Annotated in this window: 14 protein-coding genes; 10 read left to right on the forward strand and 4 right to left on the reverse strand. The window is 68.4% G+C overall.

Going from position 1 to position 12,918, the window contains the following annotated elements:
• Nucleotides 1–485: 485 nt before the first annotated feature.
• Nucleotides 486–1,595, forward strand: a complete 1,110-nt coding sequence (locus ACIQMX_RS09950; RefSeq protein ID WP_402476209.1) for a cell wall protein — start codon at nucleotides 486–488, stop codon at nucleotides 1,593–1,595.
• A 54-nt stretch (nucleotides 1,596–1,649) separates the two neighbouring features.
• On the opposite strand, the gene ACIQMX_RS09955 is transcribed toward ACIQMX_RS09950, so the two are convergent.
• The gene (locus ACIQMX_RS09955) at nucleotides 1,650–3,020 is read right to left on the reverse strand and encodes a hypothetical protein (RefSeq protein ID WP_402476211.1); all 1,371 of its coding nucleotides are present in this window, start codon (nucleotides 3,018–3,020) and stop codon (nucleotides 1,650–1,652) included.
• A gap of 109 nt (nucleotides 3,021–3,129) precedes the next feature.
• On the opposite strand from ACIQMX_RS09955, the gene ACIQMX_RS09960 reads away from it, so the two are divergent.
• The 8 genes from ACIQMX_RS09960 (at nucleotide 3,130) to ACIQMX_RS09995 (ending at nucleotide 8,363) form a co-directional block, all read left to right on the forward strand.
• The gene (locus tag ACIQMX_RS09960) at nucleotides 3,130–3,537 is read left to right on the forward strand and encodes a hypothetical protein (RefSeq protein WP_402476523.1); all 408 of its coding nucleotides are present in this window, start codon (nucleotides 3,130–3,132) and stop codon (nucleotides 3,535–3,537) included.
• A gap of 106 nt (nucleotides 3,538–3,643) precedes the next feature.
• Nucleotides 3,644–3,865: a hypothetical protein gene (locus ACIQMX_RS09965; protein ID WP_363068284.1), complete on the forward strand. Its 222-nt coding sequence runs from the start codon at nucleotides 3,644–3,646 to the stop codon at nucleotides 3,863–3,865.
• 17 nt (nucleotides 3,866–3,882) lie between these two features.
• On the forward strand, nucleotides 3,883–4,839 hold the full coding sequence (locus tag ACIQMX_RS09970) for an MvdC/MvdD family ATP grasp protein (protein WP_402476214.1): 957 nt from the start codon (nucleotides 3,883–3,885) through the stop codon (nucleotides 4,837–4,839).
• Nucleotides 4,836–5,924, forward strand: a complete 1,089-nt coding sequence (locus ACIQMX_RS09975; RefSeq protein WP_402476216.1) for a hypothetical protein — start codon at nucleotides 4,836–4,838, stop codon at nucleotides 5,922–5,924. The genes ACIQMX_RS09970 and ACIQMX_RS09975 overlap by 4 nt, the downstream gene beginning before the upstream one ends.
• Nucleotides 5,925–6,028: 104 nt before the next feature.
• Nucleotides 6,029–6,439 (forward strand): hypothetical protein, encoded by a 411-nt coding sequence (locus tag ACIQMX_RS09980; RefSeq protein ID WP_402476219.1) that lies wholly within the window; start codon nucleotides 6,029–6,031, stop codon nucleotides 6,437–6,439.
• A 103-nt stretch (nucleotides 6,440–6,542) separates the two neighbouring features.
• Nucleotides 6,543–6,812 carry a hypothetical protein gene (locus ACIQMX_RS09985; protein ID WP_402476525.1) on the forward strand — a complete coding sequence of 90 codons (270 nt, stop codon included), beginning with the start codon at nucleotides 6,543–6,545 and terminating at the stop codon, nucleotides 6,810–6,812.
• On the forward strand, nucleotides 6,805–7,428 hold the full coding sequence (locus ACIQMX_RS09990; RefSeq protein WP_402476222.1) for a DUF6879 family protein: 624 nt from the start codon (nucleotides 6,805–6,807) through the stop codon (nucleotides 7,426–7,428). Before ACIQMX_RS09985 ends, ACIQMX_RS09990 begins: the two co-directional genes overlap by 8 nt.
• A 230-nt stretch (nucleotides 7,429–7,658) precedes the next feature.
• Nucleotides 7,659–8,363: a methionyl-tRNA formyltransferase gene (locus tag ACIQMX_RS09995; protein WP_402476225.1), complete on the forward strand. Its 705-nt coding sequence runs from the start codon at nucleotides 7,659–7,661 to the stop codon at nucleotides 8,361–8,363.
• Nucleotides 8,364–8,387: 24 nt separating this feature from the next.
• On the opposite strand, the gene ACIQMX_RS10000 is transcribed toward ACIQMX_RS09995, so the two are convergent.
• Both ACIQMX_RS10000 and ACIQMX_RS10005 read right to left on the reverse strand, forming a co-directional pair.
• Complete coding sequence (locus ACIQMX_RS10000; protein ID WP_402476227.1) at nucleotides 8,388–10,544, reverse strand: tetratricopeptide repeat protein; 2,157 nt, start codon at nucleotides 10,542–10,544, stop codon at nucleotides 8,388–8,390.
• Entirely contained in the window at nucleotides 10,541–10,951 is a 411-nt protein-coding gene (locus tag ACIQMX_RS10005; protein ID WP_363068274.1) for a hypothetical protein, read from the reverse strand. Before ACIQMX_RS10005 ends, ACIQMX_RS10000 begins: the two co-directional genes overlap by 4 nt.
• A gap of 183 nt (nucleotides 10,952–11,134) precedes the next feature.
• Between ACIQMX_RS10005 and ACIQMX_RS10010 the strand changes: the two genes are divergently transcribed.
• Nucleotides 11,135–12,028: a DUF1963 domain-containing protein gene (locus tag ACIQMX_RS10010; RefSeq protein WP_402476230.1), complete on the forward strand. Its 894-nt coding sequence runs from the start codon at nucleotides 11,135–11,137 to the stop codon at nucleotides 12,026–12,028.
• A gap of 145 nt (nucleotides 12,029–12,173) precedes the next feature.
• On the opposite strand, the gene ACIQMX_RS10015 is transcribed toward ACIQMX_RS10010, so the two are convergent.
• Nucleotides 12,174–12,887 carry a DUF4232 domain-containing protein gene (locus ACIQMX_RS10015; protein ID WP_402476232.1) on the reverse strand — a complete coding sequence of 238 codons (714 nt, stop codon included), beginning with the start codon at nucleotides 12,885–12,887 and terminating at the stop codon, nucleotides 12,174–12,176.
• Nucleotides 12,888–12,918 lie beyond the last annotated feature (31 nt).

Raw genomic sequence — 12,918 nt, forward strand, 5'->3', positions numbered from 1 at the left:
AATGCGGAGGCCGTCGAGACAATCACTGCGGCGCTGTTGCGTGAGCCCGCCGGCTCGGGCCGCCCTGCGGAACGGGACACCGCCGCACCTTCCCCGTCGCCTCGGCGATCACAGCCAGGGGCCGACACCGCTTTCCCGCCCTCCGCTTCGGAGCACGGTCATGCACTGCCCGCCTGGGACCGGTCAGGCCGAAATTCTCTGCCAGCCGAGGTAGAGATGCCGAGCGGCCGACGGCCGGCAGAACCGCCACACTGCCGCCTTCCTCGGCCAACCGGAATCTGAACCCCTCCCAGGATCACTCCAAAAGCCGACGTGCCGCTGCCCTTCGATACCAACTCCCTGGGGCGGCGCGCGCTTCCGCCGCGGCCTGCCCTCCCTCCCCTCCCTGGACAGTGATGCGTCGTGTTCTCGGCGCGGCCCCGTGCCGCGTCTCCCAGCCATGCCCCGAGCCAGACTGGCAACCCGTCCCCGGCCCGTTCCAAGAGGTGTCCACAACCCCCGCCCGGCATGCTCAGCCCCGGGCCTGGTTGCGTGCCGTGGCGTGGCTGATCGAGGAGGCCGGGCTCCATCCGAAAGCGGGCGAGGCGACGTTACGTATCGCGCGGGACCTGGCCGGGCGGATGGACTACACCGCGGGAACCATACTGTACGACCTCGACGGGACTGCCACCCGCTGCGCTCTGTCGAGGGCGACGGTCAAGCGCCACGTCGGATACCTGCGGGAGTTGGGCGCACTGGCCTGGGTGCGCCACGGATCGCGACGCAATCTGCGGCTTCCCGGGCGTCCGTACACGGGAACGGCAACGATCTACGCGGCCACCATCCCGTACGCCTACGACCGGGCGCACGGCAACCGCATCGACGGCCAGGGGTTCGGGGCCCGGGTGATCGGGGTGCCGGTGCCACCCGCGCACACCGCAGCGGCGGACGGTACCGGCCGCCGGGCGCGTGAGCCCCAATCTCTTGCCGCCCGCCCCCGTAAACCTGTAGTCGAGGTAGACGGGAAGCTTAAAGACACCCCGCGCAAGCGCGCGAGGTCACGAACCACCCCCCGCCCACGCAACTCAACACCGAGAAGCCCGCTCCAGGTCGCCGCCGACATCCGGATCGCCGCTCAGGTACGGCCGCGCGTCCCCTGGACCCAGAGCGAGGGACTACGCCGACTCGCCCACGCTCTGCGGCCGTTGATCGACCAAGGCCTCGACGCCCACGACATCGCCGCCGAGCTGACCTCCTGGTGGATCAACTGGCGTCCCGCACGGCCCGCCGCGTACATCACCGCACAACTCCGCAGCCGGACCGCTGACGCCCCTCACGAGGACCTGTCGGCCGTGGCCTCCCACCCGCACACCGCCAGGCCCACCGGCAACCCCGCCTGGCAGGCATGGCTCCGGGAGCGCGCCACGGCAACCGAGCTCCACGAACCACCGCGCACCGACGACGACCGCCGCCATGCCCGCCTCTACGGCTGGGACCGCTGGGCGGAGATCGCCGAGCACTACGCCACGGACCCGGACGACGCCCTGGACCTCTACGGCACCCGCCTGTGCGGCTACGCGGTCAAACGCGCCTCGGAGGACCGGGAACGGCACTGAAACGGACCCGACGTGCCATCACGACGGCTCCTTGCTCGTCCCCGCGGTCCGGACTCACGCCTTCATGGCAGCCACCACCCGCACCCGTTCGCCGATTCCTCGCACCGCGCGGGACGTCCGATGCAGAGCGAGACTCTTCCGCATCTTCTCGAAGTGCTCGTCGCCGCGAGCCGTGGAGAGAACCATGTAGTCGTCGAGGAAAGCGCTCCACGAAGCGCACGCCTCCTCGACATGGCCGAACTCGAACTGCCGTTGAGCCAGCACGGCGTTCGCGTGCAGACGGCCCTGCCTCTCCTGACTGGGCGTCGCCTTGATGGACTGCTTCATCGCGCGGATGGAGTCGGCCAGATCCCGGTTCTCGTAATGAACGTGGGAGACGTGGAAGAGGTAGGCGGCCTGGTCGTATCCGCCGACCGATTCACGGCGGGAGTCCGCCCTGGAGAGCGCCGCCTCGGTCTCTCGAAGCCGCGTGGCCGCGGCTCGCTTGTCCCCCACCATCGCCGAGGCATGCGCTTGCTGCCCGCGCAGGAACGCGACGAGCCTCGGGCCGGCCTGTGGTGCCGCCTCCGCAGCCGAATCCGCCAGTTCCAGGGCCTTGCGGCCGTGACGCAGATTGGTCGCTTGCAGGCTCATGCCTCGGAGCGTGCGGCAGTACGTGATCTGGTCCCGGGACTCCCCAGCGAGTTTGAGCGCTTCGAGGTAGTACCTCTGGCCGAGTCCGTGGGCCCGTTCGTACATGGCCATCCAACCGGTCAGATAGGTGAGGTCGGAGGCCGCGGACAGCATGTCGTTGTGCACGTCCTCGGTGGCGCCGGCCTTGAGATACGAAGCCACCGTGTTGACGAGGAACGCGGCGGCCATGGGCCGTGCGTGCCCGCCACCCAGCTCGTCAAGGATGTCGGCGATCTTGTCGGTCATCCTCCGGACCGTCTCGACCTCGCCCGGGCCGATCCGCCCGGTCGGCCCGGCGACGCGCTCCCTGTCGTCGGCGTGGGCGACGTCGGCGAACAGAGGTACGGAGAGCGCAGCCGAATAGAGACCGGCGGCAAGCACGCGACGGCGTGACGGGTCCATGTCTGCCTTCCCGAGTTGGAGCAGGGACTCGACGGTTTCGCCCGGCGCCTCGATCCCCTCCGACTTCGGCCGCTCGAGACCGGCTTCCGCGTAGGGGACAGGGCGCCCGAGCTTCCGCTCGAACGCTTCGATGATCAGGGGTCTGGCCCGCTCGTTCGGCTGCGAGCCTCTGATCCACTGAGCCACCGTGGACTGGCTGTATGTGAGACCCATGCCGGCCTCGGTCCCCAGTCGGTTCACAACTTGAGCAAGTCGCGTCTCGGACCATTGCGCCTGGTCAAGGAGGAATTTCAGTTTGGTGTTGCGCTGTTTCTCGGACGCTGCAGCCACGTCAACTCCCCGCGCATTCATGGGATTCATGCTCTGCCCTCCGTTCCAAGGTACCCGCACCGACACTCTGCGCGGTTAGCTCTTCACGTACCGCCGCCAACGGCCCCGAGGGAGATATGTGGTGATCACCATGGCGCAGGAGCACGACGCCCCGACTGTCGGAGTGGATCCCGGCAGCCTGCCGATCGACGTGGAGTGCGTCCGCGACGATTTGCTCCACGCGCTCGCCCTGCCCTTGGCCACCACGACGCGCGAGGACATCAACGTGAGCGTTCGCCATGTCCGGGGGCACCTCAATCTCCTGATGGGCGAAGAGCTGGGATACGACTCCGACCCGGCTGTCCGTGATCTCTTCAGGCAGGCATACGCCCTGCTCGACCTCGGTCGGCGCCCCAGTGAGGAAACACCGGTCTTCGAGGCGTTCGCGTATCTGCGCGACACGGCCCTCGTAGCCCAGCGCCTTCTGGACGTCTTCGACGCGTTCCTCAAGGCCCCGGACCATCGACCTGGCCTCCCGCTCCACCCGGGCGGGGCATAGGAGCCGCCTCCGACCCGTCGACCTCGTAAGGAACGTGCGGGGTCGGTTCGCACCACCGTTTCCGAGCACTCGCCGGGAAACGACAGATCACCATCGAGGAGAAGTCATGGCCATCACCACGATCCCGTTCGCCGCCCGTGCGGCCGAGCCGCCCTGTCTGGTGACCACGTCCGTCGCGGGTGTCGTCTGGGACGACGACCGCCAGATGAACCTTCAGGCCGACGGCACGGCCTGGCACACCGCCGACCATGCGGCCTCGACCACCGACACCAATCTGGACGGCAGGGGCGATGACGTGACCGACCCCTACTTCGCTCCCGCTTCCTGATGGCCACCGTCCGCCCTGTGCTCGTCGTCGCTGAACGGCTCGACGCCTCCGCCGACATGGTCGTGGACCAACTGAACCGGCGAGACGTGCCCGTCATGCGATTCGACGCGGCCGACTTCCCCCAAGGCGTCACTCTGGCCGCTGACCACGGGCCGACGGCTCCGGGATGGGAAGGTGTGCTGAGCGACGAGCGCCGGTCGGTGCGGCTCGGAGACGTCCGGGCCGTTTACTACAGACGCCCCGGACGTCCTGTCATCGCCGACACCGTGGCAGAGCCCTACACGACTTGGGCGCGGGACCAGGCAGATGCCGCGCTGCTCAATCTCCTGTCCGCGCTGCCCGTACGCTGGATCAACAATCCGCACCACGACCGCATTGCCGCGCACAAGCCCCAGCAGCTCGTCGCAGCCGCTCGCGCCGGCCTGCGCGTCCCTCGCAGCGTCATCACCAACGATCCGGCCAGTGCCCGCTCGTTCGCGAAGACGGTGAACGGTCCGCTCATCTGCAAGCCGGTCCTGGGAGGACGCCTGAACACCGGTGCCGATCGGCAGCTGATGGTGGCAACCCATCGCGTCGATCCGGCCTGCTTCGACGACGGCATCCGACTCACGGCTCACTACTTCCAGGAGGACGTGCCGAAGAAGTACGAGGTACGTCTTGTCTACGTCGATGGGGCCATGTTCGCGGGCACGCTCCTCGGAACGTCGGACAAGGCCCGCACTGACTGGCGGACCGACTACGAGCACATCGAGTACGGAACCACCGAGGTGCCCGGTGATGTCGCTGTCGCGGTTCGTCGTTTCATGGCGTCGTACGGCATCGTCTTCGGATCCTTCGACTTCGCGGTCACGCCGGACGACGACTGGGTGTTCTTCGAGAACAACCCGGCCGGTACATGGTCGTGGGTCGAGAACCGGACCGGGCTGCCCATCGCAGCCGCACACGCCGACTACCTGCAAGGGAACACGGCATGAACGAACCGCACGACCTCACCTCGGCGGCCACCTTGCGCGCCGAGTTCGCCGCTGCCCTCGATGACGGGCAGCGAAGCAAGTGGGCGGCAGCATTCGCCACGGTTCCGCGTGAACTCTTCGTACCGCGCTTCCACCAGCAGGACGACAAGGGCCAGTGGTTCGCCCTCTCGGACGGGGATCCGGGCTACTTGGAAACTGTTTACTCGGACATCGCGTTGACGACTCAGCTCGATGAACACGGCATTCCCACATCCTCGTCCAGCGAGCCGCGGCTCATGCTGGCCATGCTCGACGCGCTTGGCGCCGAACCCGGCGACCGGCTCTACGAACTGGGCCTCGGAACCGGCTACAACGCGGCCCTCATCTCGTCGGTACTGGGCGACGACAGCGTGGTGAGCGTGGATGTGGACCCCGGTCTCGTCCTCCTCGCCCAGGGCCGGCTGGCAGCGGCCGGGTACCGGCCCTTCGTGCTGGCAGGCAATGGGACGGAGGGCGTGCCGGAACGAGCGCCCTACGACCGCATCATTGCCACAGCCGGTCTCCGCCGCGTCCCGCCCGCTCTGCTCAGCCAGGCGCGTGTGGGAACGGTCATCGTCGCGCCGATCGGGTACGGCATCGCCAGGGTCGTCGTCTCGGGCGATGGCGAGGCATCGGGCCGCTTCCTGTCGATGCCTGCCTTCTTCATGCGCCGTCGCGGACCCGCTCTGAACCCCGATTTCCCGGGCGTGGAAACCGCGGTCGGCGAGACCACTGCCGTCCCCGTGTCGGACGTGATCGACCGACTCCGGTTCCCGCTGTCCCTGGCGCTCCCCGGGTACAACTCGTGCTCGTGGCGAGATGCGACGGGTCGGGTCACCGGCGTGGGGCTGTGGACCGAGGACGGCTCCACGGCCACGGCCCACGCCACGGGTACGGTCCGCCAAATCGGTCCCGAGCGGCTCTGGGACACGGTGGAGCATCTGGCGTCCGTCTTCCGCGACGGCACTCCCGCCCACGAGGACTTCGGGCTCACCATCACACCGGACGGTCAGCGGTTCTGGTACGGCGATCCGAAGGGGCCTTGCTGGCCCGCGCCGACGGATTGAAGCGGTCCTCGCTCGGCGCGAGGCGGCCACGAACGGACGAAGGGTTGCCGGGCCCGCCGCCGTCGGGCCCGGCAACCTCCGCTGGCTACGGATGCCTGCGGCCGTTGATCGACCAAGGCCTCGACGCCCACGACATCGCCGCCGAGCTGACCTCCTGGTGGATCAACTGGCGTCCCGCACGGCCCGCCGCGTACATCACCGCACAACTCCGCAGCCGGACCGCTGACGCCCCTCACGAGGACCTGTCGGCCGTGGCCTCCCACCCGCACACCGCCAGGCCCACCGGCAACCCCGCCTGGCAGGCATGGCTCCGGGAGCGCGCCACGGCAACCGAGCTCCACGAACCACCGCGCACCGACGACGACCGCCGCCATGCCCGCCTCTACGGCTGGGACCGCTGGGCGGAGATCGCCGAGCACTACGCCACGGACCCGGACGACGCCCTGGACCTCTACGGCACCCGCCTGTGCGGCTACGCGGTCAAACGCGCCTCGGACGGGTGGCGGAGGCCGTGACGCGGGCCCGTCGTCCCATCACTTGGGTGGCCGGAAGTCGCAGCCCAGCACTGCGTCAGACGTGCTCTCGGTTACCTTCGGGGGAACTGAATGGAGAGCCGTGATGATTCGGGGCTGGGAAGCCGATCCCTCTTCGCCGCTGGTGCGCCGCTTGGGTAGATCCCCCGCCGAACTCGGAACCACGGGCGGCGAGCAGGGGTGCCCTGACATCTGGGAACTGGAGAACGGGGACATCGCCGTCGTTGGCCGCGACGTCACCGATTCCTACCTGTCGAACCTCCCCCCGGGGTTTGTCGTCGCGCCCGATGAACGGATCGTCGTCATCCCCCGCAGGACAGCCGCTGCGGCGAAAACGGACCTCCCTGATGCTTAGCCCACAGACCAACGATCCGGGTCAGCGGCTCGGGCTCGACGACTACACCGAGGACTTCGGCCGCTACTTCTGGCGTTCCGGCTCCGAGGGGTTCTGGAAGCTCGAACGTCAACAGAGCTTCCAGGAGCCCGGGGTGGAGAGCTGGGAGGCCTTCCACGAAGGGTGCTGGGACGAGTCCCTGGCGCTGATCGAGGCGCAGCGGGGTCACTACGAGGAGTACCTCCGGCGCATCGCCGGAAGCGGATTCGCCCTCCACCGTGTCCGCTGTGTCGAGGAGCCCATCGCTCCGTACCTCCAGTGGGAACTACATCTGCTGCACCTGAAATCCCAGTGCGGGGAGGATACGAGAGTCCTCGGCCGGGAAGGCATCCTCCCGTACGAAGCGCAGCATCCACTCCCGGAGATCGTGGTCCTGGGTTCTTCCGTGATGTACGAGGTGCTTTACGACGACGACGGGAAGCTCGCCGGCGGTATCCGCTTCGACGATCCCTACGTCATCTCCGGGTGGCGGAAGACGATTCAGGAAATGCACCGGGCCGGTGAGCCGTTGGGCGACTTCTTCAGCCGCCGGGTCGCCGCGCTGCCCCCGCCGACCGTTACCGAGGAACAGAGCTGACTGATCCTGCCCTGAAGTCGACCGGGACTCAGGGGCGGGGGTGAAATTTCGGCCGAATGCCAGGAGCACTACGGGGGCCGCATATGCGCATTGTCTTGATTTCATACTCTGCCCAGGGCTTCGCCCTCCTGTACCGCGTGTGCGAGCGGGCCGGGCACACGCCCGTCGCCTACCTACACGCACGGTCGCTGCGGCCGGGCGAACCGACGCGAAGTGGTGCGGGCGATGTCGTGAGCGAGATCGTCGACGCCCTTCCGAACGGAATGGATCTACTGATTCCGGGCCGGAAGGGCATGCTGCCGCACCTCGTCGCGGGATACCAGGCCGATCTCATCGTCTGTTACGGCTTTCCCTGGAAGTTGCCGCCGGCAGTACTCCGGTCGACGAACTTGGGTGCCATCAACGTCCATACATCGCTGCTGCCGAAGTACCGAGGCCCCATCCCGGTCAACTGGGCGATCAGGAACGGCGACAAGGAGATCGGCGTCAGCATCCACTGGATGGAGAGCGCATTCGACTCCGGCGGGATCCTGGCCCAGGAGGCGGGCATCGCATTGGGTGACGATGTCGCTCCGCAGCCGTTGTGGGCAGAGGTCGACCGGTGCATTGAGCGGCTTCTGCCCCGCGCGCTGTCGCTGGCGGTGGCCGGTTCGCCCGGTACACCGCAGGAGGAGAGCTCTGCCACCTACGCGGGGTGGATGGAACCCGCGTTCTCGGAGATCGACTGGAGCGCCTCCAGGGAGGCGGTTCACAACCAGGTGCGTGCCATCCGGTTCGCCAGCTCGGGCAGATCCGGCCCGGTTGCCCTGGTGAATGACCGTCGGGTGCGGGTTCTGCGCACATCGTTGCGGCCGGCGGACGGATTCCGGGTGATGTGTGGGGACGGGCACGTATGGATTACGGAGTCCGTTCCGATGACGGACTCCGGGTCCTGAAGCGGGCACTCCGGCCCCCACAGGTCAGTTCGAGTCCGATGACGTTGCCTCTGCCAGGGACTGCCGGTACCTCCTGAGCTTGTCCTGGATCCCCTTCGTCCACGGGTGTTCCGGGCCGAGCACCCGCTCACGCCACTCCCTGACCACTTCCCCTTGTTCGATGGCTTCCCGGTGTTCTCCGACTGTGTTCAGAACGTTGCTGAGCAAGCTTCGTGTCGCCATGGTGATGGGGTAGTCGGCTCCGAACCGCTGTTCGTGTGCTGTCAGTGCGCGGCGGGCCGACAGCAGCGCCTCGGTGTGCTTTCCGGTGTTGAGCAGCGCTCCCGCGCAGTTGAGCTCGGCCGACAGCGTGATGGGGTGGTCGGTTCCCAGCTCCCGGCGGCAGTCGGCGACCACATCGGGGCCTGCCAGTGCCTCACGGTCCAGGTCCGGTCCTGGAGGCAGTTCGAGCAGGCACGCCCTCGCCTCCAGCGTCAGCGGGTGCCATGGGCCCAGCAGCATCGATCGGCCGGCGACCGCCCGGTGCATCAGCTGCACGGCTTCCGTCAGTCGATGGAGCCAGACCAGGGGGCGGGACAGATGGAGGCACGTGGTCAGGGTGTCCAGTGCCTCGGGGCCGCAGACCCGTTCGAGGTCGTCGAGTAGCTCGCGGTGACAGTTCGCTGCCTCATCGAGGCGTCCCAGACGATCGGTCGCCTTCCCGATCCGCTGCCGCAGGCGCAGCACCAGGACGTGATCGTTCCCCAGTCGTCGTCGCGCGAGAACCGTCGTCTGTTCGGCCGTCGCCAGCGCAGATGCGTAGTCGCCGGAACGATGCTGGGCCGTCGCCAGACGTAAGGCACAGGTGGCAGCGGACTCGGCAGTACTGATCGTGGTCTCGGGCCAGGTGATGACGCGGCGAAGCAGCGCCAGCACATGAGGGGCGAGAGGGGTGAGCAGGCTGTCGCGCAAGCCGCGTTCCGGGGACGCGGGCAAGGACTGCAGAAGAAGTCCGGCTGCCGCGGCAACGAGTTGGTCTCGTTCTCCGGCCGGGGTGACGCGCGCGACGCTGTCGAGCAGCACGCCGTGCGTACGCAAGCAGCGGATGTCGCCGGGCACGAGTTCGGTGAGCGAGTGGTCGAGCAGCCCCCGAAGCGCCAGTTGCACTCGGCCGGCGGGCAGGGGCAGGTCGAGCCGGGCGTTGGCCAGCAGCGACAGGGGCAGTGGAGTGTTCGACCAGCAGGCCAGAAGGCTCAGCAGGGTGACGGCCTCGGGCAGGTTCTGTCCGGCCAGGGAGTTCAACGAGAGCTGCCACGTTCCGCTGACCAGGTGCCGCGAGTCGTTGCCCGCGTCGAGGGCTCCCTGGTCGATCAGCTCAATGGGATCCGGACGCTCCCGCAGGCGACGCCCGTACTCCTCCATCGTCCAGGGGTCGATCACCTGATGGGCCAGAAACCCGCCCGCCAGCGTCAGGGCGAGCGGCAGGCGGCCTAGGCTGTCGGCAATGGCGGCCGCGTCCTCGACGGAGCCCGTTCCCGGGGCGAGGTCGCGCAGGACCTGGGCCGCCTCCTCACGTGGCAGGACATCCACGTACAGCAGCTCGGCAGCGGGCCACCAGTGGCCGGCGGCCTGCCGTGTGGTCACCAGGACGGTTCCGCGAGGGCTGGTGCGCAGCCATCCGCCGTCCCGTAGCACCGCTGGGTCATCGGCGTTGTCCAGCACCAGCAGCCATGGTGCGTCGGACCGGTCGAGATGTTCCCAGACCAAGTCCGCTGCCGCGCGCAAGCCGTTGCGCGCGGCCATCAGTTTCCCGTCGCCGGCGCCGCGGTCGGCGGCCACGGCGAGCATCCCTGCCCGTAGGGACGCCTGATCGGAGGCGTCGACCCAGAGGCCCAGGCGTCCGCGTTCCCGGGTGGCGTGTTCGAAGAGTGCGCACGCCACGGCCGTCTTTCCGCATCCTCCCAGGCCGTGCAGAACGAACACGGTGTTTCCCGCGTCCTCGGCTACCGCCTCTCTCAGGCGTCCGATGAGTTCGCCGCGGTCCCTCAGGATCGCCGGTGCCCGGCCGATGGGCGGTTGCCGCACCGAGTCCGGGCCGGCCCAGGTGACGCCGTGATGGTGGTGTTCGGTGATGTGCTGGTCACCGGAGGCCTGGTAGACGCGCCCCTGGTCATTGGCCCGGCCGTCGTTGCGGCCGGTCACCGCTGGTCGACGTTCAGATCGCGGCCGGCCTGGTAGACGCGTGAGCTGCCGGATGCGGTCGCCCGTTGGGTGACGGTCGGGACGGCGGACGTGCCGGGGTCGAGTTCGGTCAGCAGGGAGCGCAGTTCCGCCACCAGCTCGGGGTGGGCGACGAGAAGACGGCGAATGCGGCCCTGCCACTCCGCCGCGATCTCCCGTTCGGTCTCCTCGTCACCATCGGACTGCGCGTCCAGGAGATCCCGGCGTGACGTGTCGATCTGGGCGGCGACCTGTTCCTCGTGGTCCGGTCGGACACGCCTCCACAGGGTGAGCACGCCGTTCCGCACGCCGTTCCACGTGTCGGTCGCCAGCAGCGCCGCGATCGTCGTCCCGGCGGTGCCCGCCAAGAGGGTGATCTCCGCGTCCATCCGTTGTCCTCCCTCGATCCGGCTCCGTGACAACTCTAGGGAGCCGACGCGGTCTCAGTACACCGGACTTTCAGCGGCATTTCACGCCGTCTCGGCCCCGGCTGCGGGCTTCCCTCCGCACCGCCTTCTCTCGCCAATAATCCATGATCCCGGCTGGGTTGCTAGGGAGCTACCTTCTCAGGCATGGATCATCAGGGAGAGTTTCGCCGGGCAGCCCTTGGGTTGGGCATCCCGGACGACGAGATCAGCGAATTCAGCCGGCACCTTCGGCTGTCGATCGGGTTGTCCGTGGGCGGTGGTGGTTCTCCGGTAGGGCAGTTCGGCGGGGTGCCCAGGCTGCCGGTGGGTATGGAGTGGCCGTCCGCCGGGGACGTTCCGTTGCCGCTGCTTCTTTCCGTCGATTGTGGAGCGCTGCCGAGAGTCGACGGCTTCGACCTGCCGGTGGACGGGACCCTGCTCTTCTTCGTGGACCAGGAGCGGGACCACGAGGACAGTTCCGGGAGGTACGCGCGTGTCGTCTACGTACCGGACGGCACCGAAACGGCGATCGCGAAAGCCCCCGGCTCCCGGTGTGTCCGCGAGCGGCTCGACGTCAGCGCCGAGCTCAGAGCCGAACTGCCCCTCTGGCTCCAGGAGGGCGACGAGGACGACGAGTGGCACGAGTTCTGGGAGGATCTCGAGTGGGAGGACATGTCGGCTTTCCAGCAGCAGTTGTTCCGCTCCATGGAGCGTGACCTGCCGCACCTGGCCGAACTCCGGGCTCTGGCCCACGACCTATGGTCGTCCGACGCCTTCGTCCTCATCGGCGGGTATGCCGATGCCGAGGTGATCAGCAGTCTTGCGGAGCAGTCCCTCGCGGGACGCGAGAAGGCGGGCGAGATCTCCGCCATCCCGATCGCGAAATGGGATTCCCATCTGGAGGAGGAACGGCACCGGCTGACGAGCGAATGGATATCGCTCGCCGGTGAAGCCCGGCTCTACGAGGAGTACTGCACGAGTTTCGTGATCCGCCACGACGACTTGGCCGCCGCTCGGGTGGACAAGGCGCTGGCCGTGACCAGCTTCAGGACCGCGTGACCCGGGCGCCGCCCATCTCCGCTGGGGCGGCGCCGACTTCGCGCTGCTGTTCTCCGGGGTGGCGGGAGGGGGTGGGGCGCACGCGTTCAACGTCATGGTGGCCCCCGCAGCAGTTCCTGAGCGGGCCCGGCGGGGCGGAGCGGGGTCAGCTGGCCGGCGAGTCGCTGACCTTGCTCACCGGGCTGACCTCCATCCTCCCGCCGCCCTCGCCGTCGGTGACGGCGAGCGTGCCCGCCGGCCACGTCAGGGTGAAGGGCTCGGTCTCGTTCGGGGGCGTCACCACCATGTCGGTCAGCCGCACGCCGGAGCCGCCGCTGTTGTTGACAGGGAACGTGATGTTGAAGGCTGCAGTCTCGCCCTCCTTGAGGATCTGCGGCGCGGCCTGCTCGCCGTTGCGGTCCACGGAGAAGGTGTCGCCCAGGGACGTCTTCAGATCGACACCCGGGAAGCCGCTGATGCGGCAGTCGCTGCCGCCGACGTTCTCGAAGGTGACGGTGACCACGCCGTCCGTCTTGTCCGTGGTGTTGTCAGCGGCAGTGGCGTCGAGCGCGCCGGAGCGGCACATGCCGACCTTGGCCCCGCTGGTGTCACCCGTGTTGGTGTCGGCGCTCTGGTCGCTCCCGCCCGTGCCGGTGTCGGCGCTCTGGTCGCTCCCGCCGGTGCCGGTACCGGCGCTCTGGTCCGTCTGGCCCGCCCCGCCGGTGCCGCCCGCCTTGTCCGCCGACGCGGCGGGGCCGGCCTGCGCGCTGCCCAACGCGCTGTTGTCGCCGTTGCAGGCGGTGAGGGCGAGAGCGAGGACGGCGGTGAGTGCTGCGCCGATGGTGGCGGTGCGCTTGCGGGAGTGGGGCGTCGTACGCATGTGAATTCCTCGAATATATGGCGGTCGAATA

The sequence above is a fragment of the Streptomyces sp. NPDC091416 genome (assembly GCF_044756845.1).
GTDB lineage: Bacteria > Actinomycetota > Actinomycetes > Streptomycetales > Streptomycetaceae > Streptomyces.